The organism is Parasphaerochaeta coccoides DSM 17374 (assembly GCF_000208385.1).
GTDB classification, from domain to species: Bacteria; Spirochaetota; Spirochaetia; order Sphaerochaetales; family Sphaerochaetaceae; genus Parasphaerochaeta; species Parasphaerochaeta coccoides.
Window position 1 is genome coordinate 544,955 of sequence record NC_015436.1, and the last position, 20,785, is coordinate 565,739.

The window sequence follows — 20,785 nt, forward strand, 5'->3', positions numbered from 1 at the left end:
GGTCGTTTCATGAAAATACTAAACAAATGTAAAGCATGCTCTTCATTTTTTTCTCAAGATAGAGTAGAGTAGTTTCGTCTGGTTGACGTATGGCCGGAAGATTGGAGGGCATGTCGTGGCGAGGGAATCTACACCTGTATCCATAGCAGATATAATCGTGGGAGGAGGCAGCCCTGTACGCATCCAGACCATGTGGGACGAGCCCCTTCCTTCCAACGGTGATGACAAAGCGGTGGAGTCCCTGCTCCATAGATTACGCCTGCTCAAGTCAATGGGATGCGACATCATACGATTTTCTTATCCGGATGACGAACATCGGCAGACCTTCCGGCGCATCTGCGCGGAAAGTCCCATGCCAGTAGTGGCTGACATTCATTTCGACTATCGGTTGGCCGTAGCGGCAATCGAGGCCGGTGCCCATAAGATACGGATAAATCCTGGAAACATCGGCGCAGCGTGGAAGGTTGAGGAAGTCGTGCGGGCTGCAAAAGAAAAAAACGTGGCAATCCGGATAGGACTGAACAGCGGCTCATTACCCAAGCATACAGAAAAGGAGCCGTCTGACCTGATGGTCGATACTGCCTTAGAATATGTCTCTTGGTTTCATGATATGGATTTCCATGATATCGTCGTTTCGCTGAAAGCATCCGATCCATCCCTTACCTACGATGTGAACGTCCGCTTTGCTGAAAAAAGCGATGTTCCCCTGCATCTCGGTGTCACGGAGGCGGGCGGCATTGTTTCCGCCGTGACCCGTTCCACCTGGGTGTTGGGGCGTCTTCTGGAGAAGGGTATTGGCGACACCATACGTATTTCCATCACCGGCAGTATTGAGACGGAAGTGCAGGCCGGGGTAGAGCTTCTTCGTACGCTTGGCTTGCGTGCGGGAGGCATCAATGTCATAAGTTGCCCCCGTTGCGGTCGATACAGCTTTGATACGCAGAGCCTGCTTGCCAAACTGGAGCCACGGCTGCTTCAGATACAGAAGTCCTTGACTGTCGCCATCATGGGCTGTCAGGTCAACGGCGTGGGAGAGGCTTCCCATGCCGACATCGCAATCACAGGAATCGGCCATAAGGCTTTCCTGTATGTCCGTGGAAAACTGGTGAGGGACGTGTCGGCGGAAGATGTCGAACAAGTCCTGATGGACGTCGTAGAGGAGTTCTGAACATGCAACATTCCAAGCTGATCATCCGGGGAGCGCGTGAGCATAATCTCAAGAATCTGGACATAGATATCGAGAAGAACAAGTTGATTGTTGTCAGCGGTATCAGCGGTTCCGGCAAAAGCTCCCTGGCTTTCGATACAATTTTTGCCGAAGGACAGAGGCGGTATGTTGAGAGTCTTTCCGCCTACGCCCGCCAGTTCCTGGGACGGTTGGAAAAACCGGACGTGGACTATATGGAAGGGCTCTCGCCAGCCATTGCCATCGAACAGAAATCAACTCATCGCAATCCCCGCTCAATTGTCGGAACCATCACGGAAATCTATGATTACTACCGCCTGCTCTGGGCACGTATAGGCCGCCAACACTGTCATATCTGTGGCCGGGAGATATCAGAACAGAGCATCGACCAAATCATCGGGACTATCTACAGGTATCCTGCGGGAACCCGTCTTACTATCCTTTCACCCTTGGTGCGGGGGCGTAAGGGCGAACATAAGAAGATATTCGAGGATGCCCGTCAAGGTGGCTATCAGAGAGTGAGGGTGAACGGGACAATACGAAGGCTGGATGAAGAACCTATCGTATTGGACAAGCAGGTCAAGCATGACATCGAGGTGGTCATCGACCGCCTCATCCTGGAGGCGGAGAACCGTCACCGTCTGTCGGAAAGTCTGGAGACGGCCATTTCCATGAGCGACGGGCTTGCCGCGGTCGTTTTTTCCACTGATGGACAGCCGGAGACGATTGAGTTGTTCAGCGAAAGAAATAGTTGTCCCCATTGCGGCGTGAGCTTGCCTGCTCTTGAACCCCGGCTGTTTTCCTTCAATAATCCTTTCGGAGCCTGCCCGGAATGCAATGGACTCGGTTTCAAAAGCGAGTTTGATCCTGACAAGATTATTCCGGATCGCACGAAATCCTACAACCAAGGCGCGATAGCTACCCAGAATCCGGAAGCGGCATGGGGGCGAGTACCGTTCAAGGCTCTGGCAAAACGCTACGCTTTTACGTTGGATACTCCTTTTTCCGACTTGCGCGATGAAGTTTACAATGTAATCCTCTATGGAACGCAAGAAAGACTTCCGATGGAATACAAGAATGAGAACGGTAAGGGAACGTATGTGATGGAGAAACCCTTTCCTGGAATTCTCCCTGACCTGAAAAGGCGATACTATGAGACGAGCAGCATCCAGATTCGGCAGTGGATGGAGGGATTCCAAACAGCGCGTGTCTGTGAAGCCTGTCATGGTGAACGCCTGCGTCCCGAAGCCTTGGCGGTGACTGTAGCCGAACGGAATATCATGTCAGTGACTCGTCTGAGTGTGCGTGATTCCATGTCTTTCTTTAGTTCGTTGAAACTGACGGAGAAGGAAATATCCATCAGCACCCAGATTATGAAGGAAATCCGCAGCCGCCTGGGATTCCTCAACAATGTCGGTCTAGACTACCTGACCTTGGATCGATCTTCGGCCACCTTAAGCGGTGGAGAAGCCCAGCGTATCCGTCTGTCCACACAGATTGGTTCCGCTCTCAGCGGAGTGTTGTATGTTCTTGATGAACCATCCATCGGACTCCATCAGAGGGACAACCAGAAGCTCATCGAATCATTGAAGAACCTCCGCGACTTGGGAAACACTCTGATTATCGTCGAACATGATGAAGCCACGATTCGCGAGGCGGACTATGTGGTGGATTTAGGCCCTGGGGCAGGAATCCATGGTGGGTACATCACCGCGCAGGGTACGCCTGAAGAAATCGAGAAAAATTCCGAGAGCATCACCGGACGTTTTCTCTCCGGCGCGGAAACCATCCCTATTCCTGCGCAACGAAGGGAAGGCAATGGCACAAGCATCACCTTGAAGGGAGCGTGGAAGAATAATCTCAAGCACATTGATGTTGATATCCCTTTGGGAAAGCTGGTAGTGCTCACAGGTGTGTCAGGTTCTGGGAAAAGTACTTTGCTCAACGAAGTACTCCTTCCTGCCGTCCGTAGGAGGCTTAACCGCCAGAGTGACGACTTTGATGGGTATTCCTCGCTTGAAGGCGTGGAAAACATCGACAAGGTAATCAACATCGACCAGAGTCCGATTGGCCGTACACCACGGAGCAATCCTGCCACCTATGTAGGGGCATTCACGCCTATCCGCGACCTGTTTGCCTCCCTGCCTGAAAGTAAAGCTCGCGGCTACAAGCCGGGACGGTTTTCCTTTAATGTTCCTGGAGGGCGTTGCGAGAATTGTCATGGGGACGGGACAATCAAGATTGAAATGCACTTTCTGCCGGATGTCTATGTGACCTGTGATGTCTGCCATGGAAAACGCTTCAATAAGGAAACGCTGGGCATCAGATACAAGGGCAAGAACATCCATGAAGTGTTGGAAATGACCATGGATGAGGCAGCGGAATTTTTTACTGCCGTGCCATCCATCAAGAGAAAGGTTGATACGGTCATCTCGGTCGGATTGGGATATATCAAGCTTGGTCAGAGTGCTTTGACTTTAAGCGGAGGTGAAGCCCAACGGGTGAAACTCAGTCTTGAGTTGTCGAAATATGGGACTGGAAAGACGCTCTATGTACTCGATGAACCTACCACGGGACTGCATTTTGCTGATGTCAAGAAACTGATGGAGGTGATTAACCGGCTGGTTGACGCGGGAAACACCGTGGTACTGATTGAACATAATCTTGATGTAATCAAACAGGCGGATCATGTGATAGATTTGGGACCTGAAGGAGGGGATAACGGAGGTATGGTGATTGCCACCGGCATCCCCGAAAAAATCGCCCTTTGCAAAGAATCCTATACAGGTTACTATCTTGCCGGTATAGTGAATGAAAAATGAGTTTGACGATTGATTCCGTTTTGCCTGACAAAGTGAAAGACGAAAGGATGGAGATGAAAACTTCCATACGGCGACCAGTGTCCCGCGGCATCCGAAAGATGTCCGTTCTCCTGTCTATCCTTGTGCTTACACAGGCACTGTTCCTTCCTTTGGTAGCGGAAGATGCTGCTCCAGCGGAATCTCCTGGCTCTCAAAGCGGCTGGAAGGTCGAGATACTCCATGCGCGGACATTCTCCCGTGCTGGAGAAGGGGAAGGCAGCGTAGAATTGGGAGGAGGAGCCTCAGTCCGTCTTTCCGATGCGGATTCTGGGTCGGCCTTTACTCTCAGCGCACGAACCATTGTCTTTGACTTGAACAACAAGCGAATGTCTGCCAGTGGTGGGGTTGAATTTGTCGATGAGAATACCAATGCCGCGATGACCTCCGTCCAAGGTGATATCATCTCGTTGTCATGGGTGGATTCACGCCTGGACATATCTACCGGTCAGTTGACAACGGTGCGCCAGACTCCTGATGCAAAAGACAAGGATGTCAGTTATTTCACGCATGGCAGGCGGCTGCGGTACGCTAGTGATGATGAGATGCTGTCGCTTGACGATGGCGTCATTACAATCAATCCTGATACTGCCTATTCCAGTATCAGGGCAGGGAACCTGACCTTTCTTCCCGGTGGTGATGTTTTCATGAGTAATGCACGTCTGTATGTCGGACGTGTGCCGGTGCTCTGGCTTCCTGTTTTCTTCTACCCTGGCCGTGAACTTGTATTCAATCCTGCTGTCGGTTTTGAAAGTGACCGGGGCATGTTCCTTAATACGACATTCGAGGTTTACGGTACCTATCCCAAGACTGAAGAAAAGGATGCGTCCGGAAATGTCACCGAAGATACCGCCCGCAGCTTTTTTTCCATGTTCTCCTTGGACAGCTCTGCCAAGGATGAAGTCAGGGTTCGTGACGGAATTTTCTATGAAACCATGCCTGTGAGTGAGGTCAGTGCCCTTCAGAAATGGGCATATGAATCCTCCTCATACATGGCATTACTCGCGGATGTGTACCAGACTTCCGGTTTCCTGTTAGGACTCGGTTCTTCGACAGGTCTTTTTTCTGATGCACTGAGAATCAATGCCTCCGGTGCGGTCATCTTGGATCCTTCCGCCGGTACTACAGGAGAACCTGCTGTCAGATACATGGCAGATTTCGGATTGAAGCTCAAGACGGACTTCGCTTCCTTTGATATTTCCATGCCTCTGTATTCTGATACGACGGTACAGAAGGATTATTCAAGCCGTCTGACAGCTTTTTCCATCGACAAGCTGATTGGATCCCATGTCTTCGACCGTGGGAACATAGCAACCGATTCTACCATATACTGGAACGCGCAAGGTTCATTTTCACTCCCTAAAGACTTGCAGACATCGTTCTTGTCCCGCCTGTCCATATCGACCTTGACGGCAACCGTCCGCTTCGACTGGAGGAATGGAAGTTCCGATGGCTATTCATTGTGGGGAGGAAAGGACACATATTATATCCGTTCATTTACACTTCCTACGTTCAATGCCAATGCTTCCGGTACAATCTTCAGTTGGGAAGGAAAACCTTATGTTGCAAAGAATGATAAGGCTGCTGAAAATGGTGCGTTGACACAGGTTGACACTATACCGACACCGGCTTTGGCTCCAGAGGACGAAGCTTCTGAACTACAGATTTCCGACTTTTTGGCCAGCCAAGGACTGCCGGCGGTATATGAAGCCGTGTTGCCTACGACCCCTGTTTCAGCGTCCGTTCCTACTGATCGTGCTTCGTTTGGAATCACCTGGTCACTGAACGAGCGGTTGACTCATATTCTTGATGCGGGGAGCAGCGTTCAGGATTTGGGGCCTCGCAGCGTTTCCACGACGACCGACGGAGAGTTGGTCATCAAGGGTTCCACAGGTCGTGGCATCCTGTCCGTTTCCCAGACATTTTCTCCTTCATATACTTTCACTCTCGATGAAAAGACCAATGCATCCGATTCTACCAGTGTCAATCGTACCCAGCTGCGCAGCTACAGTGTTGCGCAGGTTCCTCTGCTAGGTTTAACATGGAGGTTGAAGACTGATCTCCATACATATCAGGAAACACGCAAGGGCAGCAGCATCACTCCCAATGTCGATAGACCTTTCAGTAGCTATCAATTCACCAAGGATTATGTCAGCCAGCATGAAATCTCTTTCAGTCATGCCATATCCTTGGGACAGGCAGGCACGCTCACTCCGTCCCTGACTGGTGCCTTGTATCCAATTGACTTTTTCCTGATTCCGGCTCTTGCCTGGAGCAGGGCAGGTATGAGTCTGTTCGCGTCATGGAAGTTCCTGCCCAAAGATCCTGTTGTGAGCCAAACCCTTGAACCGGAGTTGCTCACGATTACCGGTTCCTATGTACGGAATCTCGTTGATACCCAAGTGCGCTTCCGGTATGACATGCATGATTCCGGCGGAACCTCGCGTTTCTTCCCTTCTCATCCGTTGCTCGCTGATGGCAAGCTTACCATACGACTCTTTGACAATAAACTGACATTGGGTGGCGGCTTTGATTTTACTAGTTTTCAGGCGCAACCGTTGCGTACAGATTATTTCTCATCTCTGTATGTGAAAGCCGACCTGAACAGAGCTGACAACAGGCCATGGCTGGAGACATCTTTTTCTTGGGCTGGGAGCATAAGTGCTATGGATCAGCCATTCGCACCGGATTCGTTATCATTGAAACTTTCAACCAAGGATGTGAGTTTTTCTTGGTGGAAAAAGCGGATAAAATTAGGTTTCACCGTGGACTCATCGATGTCCTTCAGTTTTGCTGATAAATATAACAGCTATCTCTCGATTAGTTTGGGGACTTCCTTCAAAATAGAGGAATTCCTTGATGTGAAGCTATCCCTATCGTCTTATAATTCAGGATTTTACAAATATTACGATGGAGAAGACTTCAAACCATCGTTGATGTTCCAAGATTTGTTCCGGTCTTTTGATTTTTTCGGGAACGGACGGAGCAACACAAATTTCATCATGAACGAGGTCTCTCTGGAGCTGGTTCATTACATGGTGGACTGGGACCTCCATTGCAAATACACGGGAAGAGTAGTATCATCCCAAGGTAAATGGTCTTGGCAGCCGAAGTTCAGTATTTATCTGCAATGGAATACGCTGTCTGAGATTAAGATTGACCAGAACTGGACGAAGGACACTTCTTCCGGATGGAAGATGGTCACATAGGAGAAGCATGGGTCGTAGTGTAGTGTTCGAGGCTCAGGAGCAGATGCGCAGGGTATTGGGCGCTAATGACAGGAACCTGCCATATCTTGAAGCTCTGCTTGGAACTGACCTCACATCCCGTGGGAATGCTTTGGAAGCGGCAGGTAATGATGAGCGCGGTGATGACAGGTTTGTCAAGTTGCTCCAGCGCCTCAAATTCCTGGCGGACAGGCAACCGGTCATTGCCGAACCAGAAATCTTCATGGAATATCAGATACTTGTCTCAGGAGATGGAGATTCCCTTGTCGGAGAAATCCCGGCAAAGGGTGCCAGTGAAGCAGACATTAGTCGTAGCATTGTCATTGCTGGTCATCAAGTGTTCCCGAAAAGCCTGCGGCAGAAGGAATATATCAGGGCGATGCAGCGCAGCCAGGTAGTCTTTGGTATTGGACCAGCTGGTACGGGCAAGACTTTCCTTGCCGTTGCCCATGCTTTGGAACTGGTTCTCACTGGTGTCCGGTCGAAACTGATCATTTCCCGGCCTGTCGTTGAGGCGGGGGAGAGCTTGGGTTTCCTTCCCGGAGATCTTTCCCAGAAGCTTGATCCCTATCTTAAGCCTCTGCATGATGCAATGGAACGCTTGGTTCCCCGTGCTACTCTTACCCGCATGTACGAGAACAACGTCATTGAAGTAGCCCCCTTGGCATACATGAGAGGCCGGTCGCTCCATAATGTCAGCGTGATACTCGATGAAGCCCAGAATACCACGCAGGAACAGATGAAGATGTTCCTGACCCGTCTTGGCGATGATGCCAACGCAGTCATTACAGGGGACATCACCCAGACTGACCTTCCACGTGGGAAAGAAAGTGGACTGGTACACGCATCCAGAATCTTGAAAGACATTGAAGGCATAGAGTTTATCTATTTTTCCTCTCCCGACATTGTGCGCAGCCGGATAGTCCAGCGGATTGTTTCCGCATACGATCATGATTCCGGTTCTGCTGTAACGAACGGAAGGGGTGACGTGGATCGGAGATTCATACAATGATCAAGCATGTTGCCATAGGAGGAAAACGTCCGGCGTTCGCAAAACCACAGAAAATAGCTGTCATTTTTCTTGTCATCCTGGTTGTCTGTGCTGCGGTCATAGGGCCTCTCTTGGTTCGTACCCTTTCATCGGGATTTATTCTTGGAGATCTTCAGAACTATGTTGCGGGACAACTGGGGACTCGTGATGTAATTGCGCCTCAATCCGTCCGTTATGAAGACAGGGATGCTACCCGCCGGGCAGTGACAGCTGCGGAAGCGGCCGTGCCGCCTTATTTCGTCCGTTCCCTGCGTTCCACTTTGGTTGCAAGAGGACAGGTCGATGGATTCACCGCTGGCGTACTTTCTGAAAATGCTGATGCATCCGCTCGTGCTTTCATGCTCGCGAACGGCATCATCGACACTCAGGGAATTGTTGACAGGTTCATGAGGCTCTCCCAAGCGGACAGGACAATCATGGCGTCAATCCTGAAGGAAACAGCCTCATTCCTCCTTGAGACGGGATTGTACGATGGGAACGAGCTTTCCCGTCTTGAGAACCAAGGAATCACAGTGGTGGCGTTGAGGGAAGGAAATAGTTCTGTCACGTCTTTTCCTGTCGGAGAGCTTATCACCATGGAGGACATCCAGAGCGTGACCACTCCGTTTCTTGAGCAGTACGGAGATCTGCCGGCTTTCGACAGGTGGTTGCTTCTTGATTCCCTGTCCCTGCTGCTTGTTCCTAATGTCCATTATGACGAAGTCACCACAATCGGATTCCGTCAACTGGCGGCGGATTCCGTGTCCCCTGTCATGGCAGAGATTGCAGAAGGGGAATACATCATCCGCCGTAATGAAGTGGTGACAGGGGAAATGCTGGACAAGCTGGACGTCATGAGAGGCGAAAAACCTACCTATTCATTTGCCGCGATATCAGGCATGGTGCTTTTCTCTGTCATTGTGACGTCAGGCGGAGTCATAATGTTCGACCGTTTTCCGAACCGCTACCGACGGTTTCAATTCCTGTTGATCTTGCTCATCGGTATTTTTCTCACTTTGATTGCCATGGTTGGTGTCATGAAAGCTTCGTTTATTTTCCGAGCCATCACCATGATACCGTTCCTGCCCATTCTTTTCCTTCCTATCTTCATATCTCTTGTGACCAATGACAAACGACTTGGACTGATTGCAGCCGCCATGCTCTGTGCCTATGCTGTCCTGTTCATGGAAGGCGGGAGGGCGACCACATACGTCGAACTTATTTTGATGACATGTTCCTGTGTTTATGCCATACAGTTTGCCAGTCGAAGGCTGGACATGCTGTACCAGGTTTTCCTTGTCGCGTTGATCGGAGCTTTCATCGTGACTCTTTTTTCTTTGATTGATGGTTATAGGCTGACGGCGGTTCCCCTTTTGGTAATCGGGATTGTCGGGAATGTGGTGATTTCCTATCTTCTCGCCATAATTCTCCTTCCTATCATGGAGAAACTATTCAATATTCCCACGGCATTCATGTTACATGAGCTTTCTTATACTGATTCTCCCACGTTAATCAGGTTAAGTCAGGTTGCCCAAGGGACATACAACCACAGCCGGGTAGTCGCTGACCTTGCTTACGATGCTGCCAGGGCAATTGGCGCAAATGCACTGCTTGTCCGTGCGGCGGCTTTGTACCACGACATTGGCAAAGCAGACCATCCGGAGTATTTCATTGAGAATCAGACTGGGGAGAACAAGCATGATGACCTGAAACCAAGCCTTTTCGCTGCCATCATAAAGAGCCATGTGCGCCTGGGAGTGGAAAAAGGACGTGAAATTGGGCTTCCCCAGGAAGTCCTTCAGATTATCAGCGAACATCATGGCAATGATGTGATTTACTATTTCTATAAAGAAGCGCAGCAGGACGGTATCCGTGAGAACCGTCTGGTAGCGGAAGAAGACTTCTGCTATTCCGGCAATCCACCAGGCAACCAGGAGTCTGCGATTGTAATGCTCAGCGATTGCGTAGAAGCAGCGACACGCTCCATAAAGAGACCGACGACGCCGAAATATGAAAAGATGATTCATCAAATCATCATGGGCAAGATAGAAAGGGATCAACTGAACGACAGTCATCTTTCGCTCTCTGACTTGGATATTATTTCTTCTTCGCTGCTTCATACTTTAATTGGCCGTGACCACCGAAGGATTGAATATCCTGAGGACATACCGGCAGGCCAACAGCAGCTTTTTTCCCTTCAGCACGATGGCGCGGCAGCCGGACAGAATCCTTCGAAAGGAACTGAGAAATGAATACGATTGATGTAATGTATGGAGAGGGGCAGGAGATGTTCAAGGAGAGCTATCCTGAAGATGTGATACTGGACAGGATTTCTGGCATCCTCTCTGATTTAGGCTTGGAAAACGTGGAAATGTCCTGTTCTTTTGTCTCCGATGAAGAAATCCGCCGTTTGAACGCTGAATGGAGGGACAGGGACGAGAGTACGGATATCCTGTCTTTTGTCCAGGAGGATGGGGAAGCCATGCCATCAGCGGACGGAAATGAGTGGAGGATGCTTGGAGACTTGGTCATCAGCCCTGAGTCCTTGAAAAGAAATTCCGAATACTTTACTGTTTCACTAGATGAGGAGTTGCACCGGTTGCTTGTCCATGGCATGTTGCACCTGCTGGGTGACGACCATGCCACGAATGATCCTCAGGAACCTATGTTGATTCGGCAGGAGGAAATGCTCCGCCGGTTAAGGGGGTAAATCTTGTTTGGCGCTATCAAAGCGTTGTTCGGCAAAGAAAAATCTGAAGAAAATGACGGTTCCGACCAATCAGAGGAGCCATCGTCGCGTGAAGAACAAAGGGATATGATAGAAGGCATCGCGGAGCTTGCCCAGAAGACCGTGAAGGAAATCATGGTTCCCCGCGTGGATGTGCAGTTCGTAGCCATCGATGCATCACTTGATGATATCTATGACCTGTTGGCGGAACAAGGATATTCACGCTACCCTGTGTATTCCACATCTCCGGACAATGTTGTCGGAGTGTTGTATATCAAGGATGTCCTGAAAAGGGATATCGCCCAGGATTTCAATGTAGGGCGGATGATGAGGCCGCCGTTCTTTGTTCCGGAAACAAAACGGCTTGACGTCCTGCTCAGGGAGTTCCGCCGGAAGCGTGTCCACATGGCTATTGCCATCGATGAATATGGCGGTGTTTCCGGAGTCGTCTGCATGGAGGACATTCTCGAAGTCATCGTGGGAAATATCCAGGACGAATATGATGACGAGGAAGAAGAAGTGATTGCTTTATCGCCAGGCATCTGGTCGTGTGACGGACGCAGCTCGCTTGAGGATGTGAACGATATTACTGGCTTGGAATTCCCGGACAATGAAGCCGAAACCATCGGGGGATATGTCTTTGAGCTTTTCGGAAGGGTTCCGCTTGCCGGAGAGACGGCTTCGGACGGGAAAGCTGATTTTGTAGTCGAGAATGTTTCCGGCAACAAGATCGAGCGGGTACGGATTGTTGTAAAATATGGAGATTAGACGCGAGGTTCGTTGACCCTCGCCGCCCATAGAGCTATTATCTTATCGATTCTTTTTTTGGAGGAGCTATCCCATGAAGATTGCTATTAACGGTTTTGGTAGAATTGGTCGCAACGTGTTCAAGATTGCGTTCCAAGACAAGGGTATTGAGGTTGTTGCGATTAATGACCTCACTGATCCCAAAACACTCGCGACACTGCTCAAGTATGACTCCACGTATGGTGTTTACGACAAGGCTGTGTCTTACGAGGAAGGAGCCATCGTCGTTGATGGCAAGAAAATTCCCGTGTATGCCCTGCGCTCTCCGGCAGAGCTTCCTTGGGGCAAACTTGGCGTTGATGTCGTCATCGAGTCCACCGGCGTGTTCACTGTTGCTGAAAGTCCAAAGGGTGGATACAAAGATCACATCAAGGCTGGTGCCAAGAAAGTCATTCTTACTGTTCCCGCGAAGGACGAGATTGACCAGACCATCGTCATCGGTGTCAATGACGAGACCATTGATCTGTCAAAGCATGCATATTCAAACGCATCCTGCACCACCAATTGTCTTGCGCCTCTCGCCAAGGTCCTCAACGACAACTTTGGCATTGAACGCGGCCTGATGACTACTGTCCATGCCTATACCAATGACCAGGTAATCCTTGACCAGCCTCATAAGGATCTCCGCAGGGCTCGTTCGGCTGCTCAGAGCATCATCCCGACCTCTACCGGCGCTGCCAAGGCTATCGGCAAAGTCATTCCGGCTCTGGACGGCAAGCTCCATGGTGGAGCCATGCGCGTACCCGTGCCAACTGGTTCCATCGTTGACCTGACTGTTCTCCTTGAGAAGGACGCGTCCGTTGAAGAAATCAACGCAGCGTTCAAGAAGGCCGCTTCTTCCGGTTCTCTCAAAGGTATCTTGGAGTATACTGAGGATCCGATCGTGTCCCATGACATCGTGATGAATTTTCATTCTTCGATTTTCGATGCCGGTCTCACCCAGAAGCTCGGTCCCAAGTTTGTGAAAGTGTTCTCTTGGTATGACAACGAATTCGGTTATTCCAACCGTGTCGTTGACCTTGCCCGCAAGATTGCGAAATAACTGTTTTGTCCAACGTTGTCAGGCCCTTTACGGGGCCTGATTTCGCGTTGGCGTATGAAGGAAGGTAACCATGAAACTGAATACGATTGAAGACGCGAAGCTGGAAGGTAAGCGTGTACTGATTCGAGTTGACTTCAACGTTCCTCTCAAGGACGGAGTAGTTACCGATGACACGCGCATCGTAGCGGCGCTTCCTACTGTCAAGCATATCCTGGGCAAGAAGGGTACGTCACTTGTTGTCATGACCCATCTCGGACGTCCCAAGGGACAGAAGAACATGGAGTTCAGCCTTGCCCCAGTCGCCCGGCGTTTTGAAGAACTGCTTGGTTCTCCCGTCAAGCTTGCTTCTGATGTCATCGGCTCTCAGGTGAAGGAAGATGTCGCTTCCCTTAAGCCCGGAGAAGTCCTGTTGCTTGAGAACGTTCGGTTCTACAAAGAAGAAGAGGCGAACGATCCTGCTTTTGCAAAAGAATTGGCATCATTTGGAGATATCTACGTGAATGATGCTTTCGGCACGGCACACCGCGCCCATGCCTCAACGGAAGGCGTCGCGCATTTTCTTCCCGCCTACGCCGGATACCTCATTGAGAAAGAGGTCCGTTTCATGGCTCCGCTTCTTGAGAATCCTGCGCATCCCTTTGTCGCCATCATCGGCGGCGCCAAGGTTTCATCGAAGATCACCGTCTTGGAATCTTTGCTCAAGACAGTGGATACAATTGTCATTGGCGGTGGCATGGCCTATACCTTCCTTAAGGTACAGGGACGTGAGATCGGGGGCAGTCTGTTTGAGCCGGACTATATCGGAACCGCTGAAAGTTTCCTCAAGAAGGCAGAGGACAAGGGCGTGAAGGTAATCCTTCCCGTCGATTATGTCTGCGCTTCGGAATTTTCCGAGACAGCCGTGCCTGTGTATGTTGATGCGCCGGATGTTCCGGCTGACATGATGTCCTTGGACATCGGTCCCAAGACGACCCAGCTGATCATCGACGCTATTTCCACTGCAAAGAGCGTGGTGTGGAATGGTCCGATGGGTGTATTTGAGTTCGAAGCATTTGCCAAGGGCACTCTGGCAGTGGCCCAGGCTCTTGCGGCCAGTTCCGCAGTGACCGTAGTAGGTGGCGGGGACAGTGTCGCGGCCATCAACAAATTCGGATTGGCAGACAAGATTTCCCATGTATCCACCGGGGGTGGAGCTTCACTTGAGTTCCTTGAAGGCAAGGAACTTCCCGGCATCGTGGCATTGGAGGCAAAATAATGAGAAGATACTATATCGCCGGAAACTGGAAGATGAACTTGACTCCTTCAGAAGGAGCGCTTTATGCCGCTGAGCTTGCGAAAGCGGTACAAAAGGGCAAGCCTGACGCGAAGGTCATGATTGCGCCAGCTTTCGTTGCGATTCCGGCTGTCCTTGAGGCTGTGAAGGGGAGTCCGATCATCGTTGCTGCCCAGAATGCCGCTGACCATCTTTCCGGTGCTTATACCGGGGAAGTTTCCCTGTCCATGCTGAAGGATCTGGGAGTCGGGACGGTAATACTGGGACACAGTGAACGCCGCGCAATCTACGGTGAGTCAGATGCTTTGATTAATGCCAAGACTAAACTTGCCTTGTCCGAAGGTTTCGAGGTCATCCTCTGTGTCGGTGAAACTCTGGAAGAAAGAGAGGCCGGAAAGTTGGAAGATGTCCTCTCCCGGCAGGTAAAGATAGGTCTTGGGGGAGTATCTTCCGCTGATATGTCTCGCGTGGTCATTGCTTATGAACCTGTCTGGGCTATCGGTACCGGAAAGACTGCCACTCCTGATGATGCTGACAATGCTCATGCCTATATCCGTGGACTCATCAATGGACTTTATGGTAAAGATGTTGCAGAACAGCTCATAATACAGTATGGTGGTTCGGTAAAGGCAGATAATGTGAAGGAGCTCATGGCCAAGCCTAATGTTGATGGCGCTTTGGTCGGCGGGGCATCACTTTCCATTGATAAGTTCCTGCCTATCATCGAATTCGGTCTCTGATAGATGGAGTTGATATGGTTGTTCTAAGCATCATCCTGACGGTTTTCTTTGTTATTGCCAGTGTCGTGCTGGTAATTTTGGTTGGCCTCCAGAGCGAAGGGGGCACAGGACTGGGCGGCATCTTCGGTGGAGGAAGCGACACTGCTTTCGGTGCCAAGAGCAATAGTGTCGTGACACGCATCACGGCAATCGTGGCGGCCTCTTTCATGGTGCTTGCCTTGGTCGTTGCCCTGCTGAACAAGTCCTCCTCCCGTGACTATGTCCTGGAGACTCTCCCGGTGCAACCTGCTGTTGCCTCCGAAGTAGTGGAGGAATGGTGGAATGCCGCGCCTCCGGCTCCGGAGGCCGCACTGTCGGTCGTAGAGTAGGGAAGGTAGTCATCGTCCGTATGTTGGACACTCCCTTTGCCGTACACCCCTTGATGTACGGCATGGGGATTTTTTTGTTTATGTCGGATGTGTCTGATATGATAAAATACGTGTGTAGTTTGTGTCATGATGCCATGCATGAGGTGACGGCACTGCCGGATATATGGTACATTCCTATATATATCCTGCTACAAAGGGGAAACGTGTGAGAGTATGTATTCTGTATGCCTCATCAGGCAATGAAAACAAGTCGCTCCGGGCCATTGTGTCTGCTCTATCTGAAGGTATCAGCACACAGGGACATGATGTGGAAATGTTCGATATGCGTCTCGAAGGGCAGAAAGTTGTTTCATATTATGATTACATCATCGTCGGTACGGAAGCCGCTGGCTTCTGGGGAGGAAAGATTCCTTCCATAGTCCCGTCGTTTCTCAAGCAGGCGGGTACGGTGTCCGGGAAGCGGTGCATGGCTTTCATCACCAAGGGAGGACTGCGCAAGCAGAAGACTCTCGGCGCGCTGATGAAGACAATGGAAGCGGAGGGCATGTATCTCAAGACTTCCGATGTCGTGTCGAAGCCTGATTATGCCCGGATTATAGGAAAGCGTCTGCATATCGATGCAAACAAAAAATGAGGCAACCCTCTGTGACAAGGGGTATGCATGAGAGTGAAGGAGCGGTTTTCATGAATAATATGTCCGTCAGAAAGTTTTTTATCATGGTATCCATAGCCGTATGCGCGGCCGGTACTCTTGCCGCCGCAGTGATCAGCCAACCGGCAGCTGTGGTGAACCTGACAAAGAATACAGTGATCACCACGGAACAACTAAATGCCAAGGTGAAGGAATATCAAGAGGCGGCTGCGACGGCTGGAACGGCAGCACCTGATGCACTCCGTGTCCTTGAAATCATGATTAACGATGAGTTGGTCATGCAAGGTTCGGCGCGTGATGGCATAGTCATTACTGATGCCCAGGTTTCTCAGCTTGTCGTCGATCAGAAACAAACTCTGGAACAACAGTATGGAGTAACCTTGACAGACGCCCAGTTCCAGCAGGCCGTTACAGCGCAATTTGGTTCCATGGAGGCCTTCCGCAAGGCATTGAAGGAGCAACTTCTGGTCGATACGTATGTCAGAAAAGCAAAATCGGATGTTATCGCACAAGTGAAGCAGCCGACAGATACTGAAATCTCTAGTTTTTTCAGACAGCGTCGTTCGGAATTTTTTAGTCCCGAAAGCATCAGGCTGAGCCATGTATTCATACCTTTTGCGGAAGGCACTGACGCACAGAAGACGAATGATGCCAACAAAGCGACGCTCATATCGCTTGTCTCCAGCATCCGTTCAGGTTCCCTGACTTTTGAGAAAGCGGTTCAGGATTATTCCCAGGATGCCGCCAGTCGGCAACTCGGTGGCAGCATCGGATGGCTGACAGCGGATAACTCTGATGTTGTGGCTTCTTTGGGACAGGGTTTTTATGACGCGGCGTTCGCTCTTGAAGTCGGACAGATCAGCAATGTGGTTGAGTCCGCCAGCGGCTATCACATCCTCAAGTCGGTCAGCCATCTGGATGCCAAGATGCTGGGATTGGACGACACCATCAATCCTGAGACTACAGTGACGGTGCGTGAGTACATCCGCCAATATCTCCTGGCGCAGAACCAACAGACGGCTTATGTAAACGCGGTCAATGCGCTGATTCAAGACTTGCGTTCTCTGGCAAACATCCGTATCCTGTATGCAAACTGAGTAAGGAAAGGCATTTTCATGAAGTCACGGCACAAAGGAAGGGAGCTTGCGGTACAGACTCTCTATGCGATGGATTTTAATGGCTCTTTGCATTCAGGAGCCTATATGGAAGATCTTTTTCCTGGACTTACACAGGAAGAGCAGGATGAATTTGAGCCGGAGGTGGTTCTTTTCGCTCGCTATCTGGTTGCAGGAACATTGGAAAACATTGACGGGATAGATGATGTCATTGCCGCCTATTCCGTAAGACGCGCCTTTGACAGGATTGATGTGATTGACCGGAACATCCTGCGCATCAGCGTCTTTTCTTTGTTTTTTTCTGAAGATACACATCCTCATGTAATTATAGATGAAGCGGTGAAGTTGTCTCAGGAATTCAGCAGTGAGGTCAATTATCGTTTCATAAACGGTCTGCTTGATGCTCTGATGCAGGAATTGTCTGCATACCGGACAACGTATCCTGATGTATCCACCGACAAACTGCTTTCGTCATTTGTCGCTGGCAAAAAAAAGACAAGTTGAGGGATGAGCACTTTCATGCCGGGAGGAAGTAAGATGATTCAATTGAAGAATGAGCAGCAAATAGAGGGGATCCGACGTTCCTGTCGGCTTCTCGCCCGCTTGCTCGATTCTCTGGAAACTTGGATCCAAGCCGGCATGTCAACTAAGGATATTGATAAATACTGTCATGATTTCATGGTTAAGAACCATGGCAAGCCTACTCTCTTAGGCTATATGGGATTCCCCGCTGCAACCTGCATTTCCGTGAATGAGGAAGTAATCCACGGTATTCCGAACAAGCACAAGGTCGTCAGGGATGGTGATTTGGTCAGCGTTGATACTTGCATTGACCTTGAGGGTTATATCAGCGATAGTTCCCGTACATACATCATTGGCGGGAAGACAGATTCAGAGTCCGCCCGCCTCGTCAAGGTTACTCGTGAATGTCTCGACCTTGCGGTCAAGGCAGCCGGAAGGCCGGGAGCTCGCCTGCACGACATCGGCAGGGCGGTTTTCAATCATGCGGATCGCAACGGGTTCGGTGTTGTCCGTGATTATTGCGGGCATGGCGTGGGACTGGCTGTGCATGAGCCTCCCGAAGTGCCTAACTATGTGAATCCTTTGGCTCCGAACCCCCGCCTGCGTCCGGGCATGGTGATAGCCGTGGAGCCTATGATTACTATGGGTTCCAAAGCTATTCGGGAACTTAAGGACGGCTGGACTGTCGTCACGGCAGACGGAAAGCCCGCGGCGCATTTTGAACACACAATCGCCATTACAGCAAATGGCGCAGAAATTTTGACAGTCGATAAATAGACGACGAAGGTGACGCCTATGAAAAAAGAATTCATCAGCTCCGATACTATCAGGGATGCGGGATTGAAACTCGCGCACAAAATGTATTTTGAAGATGGCTTTGTCCCTGATGTCATCTATGTGTCTTTGCGAGGCGGCGCGTACATGGGCAATGTCATCAGCGAATACTACAAGTTGGTCAGGAAAAAGACTGGCGGTCGTCCTGTTTTTTATGCCGCCGTAGTCGCTCGTTCTTACAGTGACGTGCGTGCCCAGTCGAAGATAATGGTAGATGGCTGGACATATTCTCCCGCTCATCTCAGGGCTGGCGACCGCATTTTGATTGTAGACGACATCTTTGATACCGGCAATACGGTCAACGAACTGACATCACACATCATGGAGCATGGCATTCCCCGTGAAGACATCAAGATAGCAGTGTTCGACTACAAGGTTCCGCTGTACAAGAAGCAGGAGCCACTTCCCATCCAACCGGACTACTGGTGTCGTAAGCATGTGATGCAGCATGAAAGCGATGAAGCATGGATACACTATATGTGCCACGAGATGGTAGGACTTTCCAGCGAAGAAATCGACAAGCAGTTCAATGACCCCGAAATACGTGCCATCCTTCATAATGTGCGAGGAGAGGCGTAAAGGAGTTCATGCTGGCTATGTGACTGCTGGGATGTAATATGGGAGTATATGAAAAAGAGGCTGCTGGCAGCCTCTTTTTCATGTAGGGTGATAATGCTTTTTGCCTCAATAGAAATACACGCCGTTGCTTTCTGTAACAAAGACATACAGGGAACTATCCGACCAAGCCGAGACGATTTTAGTTCCGGTTTCAAGTGTCTTGAAAGGCTCCGTGCCGATTGCCTGAACCGAATCAGTCCCGATGGTCCACATCTTGCTATTGGTGACAAGGTAGTATGTGCCATTAGATTCAAAGATGAGCGTAGTCCCGCCCAGGTTGGAAAGATCCGTGACCTTTGTGGCGATTGTTCCGTTTATTTTCCATAATGTCCCGGTCGTTGATAACGTTCCTGAGGATGTCAAGTCTTGCGTGACAACGTAAGAATTAAAATAAGCAATAGGTTTCTCTGCCGTGTCGAGTCCCGTGATGGTAGTATTGCCATCCTGTATGATTTGGAATTTGCCATCACTATCTTTAGCCACGATGAAGTAGGAGGAAAGGGTGTCTTCCAGCAGAGAGACGAATTTTCCTCCTTGAGGAAGACTGATGGGGGTGGTTCCATCGACCTTCCATTCACCCGCAGCGTCTTCCATAACATATGTTCCGTATTCTGCGAAGAAGGGTGCGCTCGGTGCAGATGTAAACGGCGAGGATGATGAACCGAGAGTAAGCGTGTAGTCCGTCGGGTTTACATTCATCACATGACTGACAATACTGTTCTGGTTCTCCATGAAAATGACAAATCCTGCCGAAGTCTTATCGCGGGTTGCGATGAACCGATTCGACAAAGAAGAATCAATAGCGGTCAGGTCAATTGTTTTCGCGTCGATGACCTGTGGATCAGATGGATTTTTGCTGTAGAGCAAAATGTCTTGGTCAGCTTGTACATACACCGCCGAACCGTCTGTCCAGAGCAGGTTGATGTTCGTATGCGTACTGGCTTTCTTTGAATGAGCCACATCGTGGAAAAGCCCCGTCCCATCCAGATTGCAACCGACAAGGACGGCAAGGACAAGGAACAGGGGAACAAAAATTTTCAAGGTAGTCTTCATCATCTCCATCCTCCTAGTTACGGTATGTCACTGACAGGGCAATTGGTACGATTCCGAGCAAGCTGTTGTGTTCAGGCTTGTCCGTGAGCAGGTAGATGTCCGGTATCAGCCAGAGACCGCTGGTCAGACCGACTCCCCAGTTGTCGCTCGGAAACCATGTGACGCCAACCTCTAGAGCAGCGAAGAAGGAAAATTTTCCTTTCGGTTCCGTTCCGCCCAAACTCAAGTATGACAGTCCTGCGCTGACGGACAAGGGAGTCTCAATAATCCCTTGAAGGGGAATCCATGTCAGTTTGGCGGCGATCGGTATGATCGTCAGGAGCTTTCCGCCCCTGTCAAACCCAAATGAATATCCCAACTCACCGCCAAAAGCTGCCACCGGTGAAATAAAGGCTTGGTAAGCAATGCCTCCATAACCGCCGATACTCAACCCGGTTCCTTTGTTTTCTTCACCCCCAGGCCCGACAGGAAAACTGTTATCTCCAGCTTTAGGATTGAAGAACCACATGAAGGCTGGTATGGTTGGGCCTGCGCGGAATGTGAACATCTGGCTACCTTTATCATAACGTGTATAGCTGGATTCCTGGGAATCGGCGGCAACCAGAGAGGATGTCGCAACCATCAGGACAGCCAACATCAAAAACAAGCATTTTTTCGTCATATGCACCTCATTCTAGCTTACTTGACAGCATACCTCATATGACTTGTAAAGAAAATACCGTCTTGCCAGCT

At 50.1% G+C, this 20,785-nt stretch carries 18 protein-coding genes; 16 read left to right on the plus strand and 2 right to left on the minus strand.

What is annotated here, in order from left to right; translation table 11 throughout:
- Positions 1-115 precede the first annotated feature (115 nt).
- The 16 genes from ispG to SPICO_RS02420 all read left to right on the plus strand — a co-directional run bounded on the left by ispG (position 116) and on the right by SPICO_RS02420 (position 18,961).
- Complete coding sequence (ispG, locus tag SPICO_RS02345; protein WP_013739088.1) at positions 116-1,168, plus strand: flavodoxin-dependent (E)-4-hydroxy-3-methylbut-2-enyl-diphosphate synthase; 1,053 nt, start codon at positions 116-118, stop codon at positions 1,166-1,168.
- Between the two features lie 2 nt (positions 1,169-1,170).
- Positions 1,171-4,008 (plus strand): excinuclease ABC subunit UvrA, encoded by a 2,838-nt coding sequence (gene uvrA / locus SPICO_RS02350; RefSeq protein WP_013739089.1) that lies wholly within the window; start codon positions 1,171-1,173, stop codon positions 4,006-4,008.
- The gene (locus SPICO_RS02355; RefSeq protein ID WP_013739090.1) at positions 4,005-7,253 is read left to right on the plus strand and encodes an LPS-assembly protein LptD; all 3,249 of its coding nucleotides are present in this window, start codon (positions 4,005-4,007) and stop codon (positions 7,251-7,253) included. The genes uvrA and SPICO_RS02355 overlap by 4 nt, the downstream gene beginning before the upstream one ends.
- A 7-nt stretch (positions 7,254-7,260) precedes the next feature.
- Positions 7,261-8,283: a PhoH family protein gene (locus SPICO_RS02360; protein WP_013739091.1), complete on the plus strand. Its 1,023-nt coding sequence runs from the start codon at positions 7,261-7,263 to the stop codon at positions 8,281-8,283.
- Positions 8,280-10,553: an HD family phosphohydrolase gene (locus SPICO_RS02365; protein WP_013739092.1), complete on the plus strand. Its 2,274-nt coding sequence runs from the start codon at positions 8,280-8,282 to the stop codon at positions 10,551-10,553. The genes SPICO_RS02360 and SPICO_RS02365 overlap by 4 nt, the downstream gene beginning before the upstream one ends.
- Positions 10,550-11,011, plus strand: a complete 462-nt coding sequence (ybeY, locus tag SPICO_RS02370; RefSeq protein ID WP_013739093.1) for an rRNA maturation RNase YbeY — start codon at positions 10,550-10,552, stop codon at positions 11,009-11,011. Before SPICO_RS02365 ends, ybeY begins: the two co-directional genes overlap by 4 nt.
- A gap of 3 nt (positions 11,012-11,014) precedes the next feature.
- Positions 11,015-11,797, plus strand: coding sequence for a hemolysin family protein (locus SPICO_RS02375; protein ID WP_013739094.1), 783 nt, complete (start codon positions 11,015-11,017; stop codon positions 11,795-11,797).
- Between the two features lie 73 nt (positions 11,798-11,870).
- On the plus strand, positions 11,871-12,878 hold the full coding sequence (gene gap / locus SPICO_RS02380) for a type I glyceraldehyde-3-phosphate dehydrogenase (protein ID WP_013739095.1): 1,008 nt from the start codon (positions 11,871-11,873) through the stop codon (positions 12,876-12,878).
- A 70-nt stretch (positions 12,879-12,948) separates the two neighbouring features.
- Positions 12,949-14,133, plus strand: a complete 1,185-nt coding sequence (locus tag SPICO_RS02385) for a phosphoglycerate kinase (protein ID WP_013739096.1) — start codon at positions 12,949-12,951, stop codon at positions 14,131-14,133.
- Entirely contained in the window at positions 14,133-14,891 is a 759-nt protein-coding gene (gene tpiA / locus SPICO_RS02390) for a triose-phosphate isomerase (RefSeq protein WP_013739097.1), read from the plus strand. Before SPICO_RS02385 ends, tpiA begins: the two co-directional genes overlap by 1 nt.
- A gap of 14 nt (positions 14,892-14,905) precedes the next feature.
- Positions 14,906-15,259, plus strand: coding sequence for a preprotein translocase subunit SecG (secG, locus tag SPICO_RS02395; protein WP_013739098.1), 354 nt, complete (start codon positions 14,906-14,908; stop codon positions 15,257-15,259).
- Between the two features lie 205 nt (positions 15,260-15,464).
- Positions 15,465-15,893, plus strand: coding sequence for a flavodoxin family protein (locus tag SPICO_RS02400; protein ID WP_041395452.1), 429 nt, complete (start codon positions 15,465-15,467; stop codon positions 15,891-15,893).
- Positions 15,894-15,943: 50 nt separating this feature from the next.
- Positions 15,944-17,008: a peptidylprolyl isomerase gene (locus tag SPICO_RS02405; RefSeq protein WP_013739101.1), complete on the plus strand. Its 1,065-nt coding sequence runs from the start codon at positions 15,944-15,946 to the stop codon at positions 17,006-17,008.
- An 18-nt stretch (positions 17,009-17,026) separates the two neighbouring features.
- The gene (gene nusB / locus SPICO_RS02410) at positions 17,027-17,530 is read left to right on the plus strand and encodes a transcription antitermination factor NusB (protein WP_083810397.1); all 504 of its coding nucleotides are present in this window, start codon (positions 17,027-17,029) and stop codon (positions 17,528-17,530) included.
- Between the two features lie 33 nt (positions 17,531-17,563).
- Complete coding sequence (gene map, locus SPICO_RS02415) at positions 17,564-18,325, plus strand: type I methionyl aminopeptidase (protein WP_013739103.1); 762 nt, start codon at positions 17,564-17,566, stop codon at positions 18,323-18,325.
- An 18-nt stretch (positions 18,326-18,343) separates the two neighbouring features.
- A complete protein-coding gene (locus SPICO_RS02420) occupies positions 18,344-18,961 on the plus strand; it encodes a phosphoribosyltransferase (RefSeq protein ID WP_013739104.1) in 618 nt (205 codons plus the stop codon).
- A 105-nt stretch (positions 18,962-19,066) separates the two neighbouring features.
- Here SPICO_RS02420 and SPICO_RS02425 read toward each other — a convergent pair whose 3' ends face one another.
- Together SPICO_RS02425 and SPICO_RS02430 are read right to left on the minus strand one after the other, a co-directional pair.
- Positions 19,067-20,056, minus strand: a complete 990-nt coding sequence (locus SPICO_RS02425; RefSeq protein WP_013739105.1) for a hypothetical protein — start codon at positions 20,054-20,056, stop codon at positions 19,067-19,069.
- Between the two features lie 10 nt (positions 20,057-20,066).
- Entirely contained in the window at positions 20,067-20,714 is a 648-nt protein-coding gene (locus SPICO_RS02430) for a TP0733 family outer membrane beta-barrel protein (RefSeq protein ID WP_013739106.1), read from the minus strand.
- Between the last annotated feature and the right edge of the window lie 71 nt (positions 20,715-20,785).

Bases quoted from the DNA above. Each gene is read 5' to 3' on its own strand.
- uvrA (WP_013739089.1), top strand. From the start codon at position 1,171: ATGCAACATTCCAAGCTGATCATCCGGGGAGCGCGTGAGCATAATCTC.
- SPICO_RS02355 (WP_013739090.1), top strand. From the start codon at position 4,005: ATGAGTTTGACGATTGATTCCGTTTTGCCTGACAAAGTGAAAGACGAA.
- SPICO_RS02360 (WP_013739091.1), top strand. From the start codon at position 7,261: ATGGGTCGTAGTGTAGTGTTCGAGGCTCAGGAGCAGATGCGCAGGGTA.
- SPICO_RS02365 (WP_013739092.1), top strand. From the start codon at position 8,280: ATGATCAAGCATGTTGCCATAGGAGGAAAACGTCCGGCGTTCGCAAAA.
- ybeY (WP_013739093.1), top strand. From the start codon at position 10,550: ATGAATACGATTGATGTAATGTATGGAGAGGGGCAGGAGATGTTCAAG.
- gap (WP_013739095.1), top strand. From the start codon at position 11,871: ATGAAGATTGCTATTAACGGTTTTGGTAGAATTGGTCGCAACGTGTTC.
- SPICO_RS02385 (WP_013739096.1), top strand. From the start codon at position 12,949: ATGAAACTGAATACGATTGAAGACGCGAAGCTGGAAGGTAAGCGTGTA.
- tpiA (WP_013739097.1), top strand. From the start codon at position 14,133: ATGAGAAGATACTATATCGCCGGAAACTGGAAGATGAACTTGACTCCT.
- secG (WP_013739098.1), top strand. From the start codon at position 14,906: ATGGTTGTTCTAAGCATCATCCTGACGGTTTTCTTTGTTATTGCCAGT.
- SPICO_RS02405 (WP_013739101.1), top strand. From the start codon at position 15,944: ATGAATAATATGTCCGTCAGAAAGTTTTTTATCATGGTATCCATAGCC.
- nusB (WP_083810397.1), top strand. From the start codon at position 17,027: ATGAAGTCACGGCACAAAGGAAGGGAGCTTGCGGTACAGACTCTCTAT.
- map (WP_013739103.1), top strand. From the start codon at position 17,564: ATGATTCAATTGAAGAATGAGCAGCAAATAGAGGGGATCCGACGTTCC.
- SPICO_RS02420 (WP_013739104.1), top strand. From the start codon at position 18,344: ATGAAAAAAGAATTCATCAGCTCCGATACTATCAGGGATGCGGGATTG.
- SPICO_RS02425 (WP_013739105.1), bottom strand. From the start codon at position 20,056: ATGATGAAGACTACCTTGAAAATTTTTGTTCCCCTGTTCCTTGTCCTT.
- SPICO_RS02430 (WP_013739106.1), bottom strand. From the start codon at position 20,714: ATGACGAAAAAATGCTTGTTTTTGATGTTGGCTGTCCTGATGGTTGCG.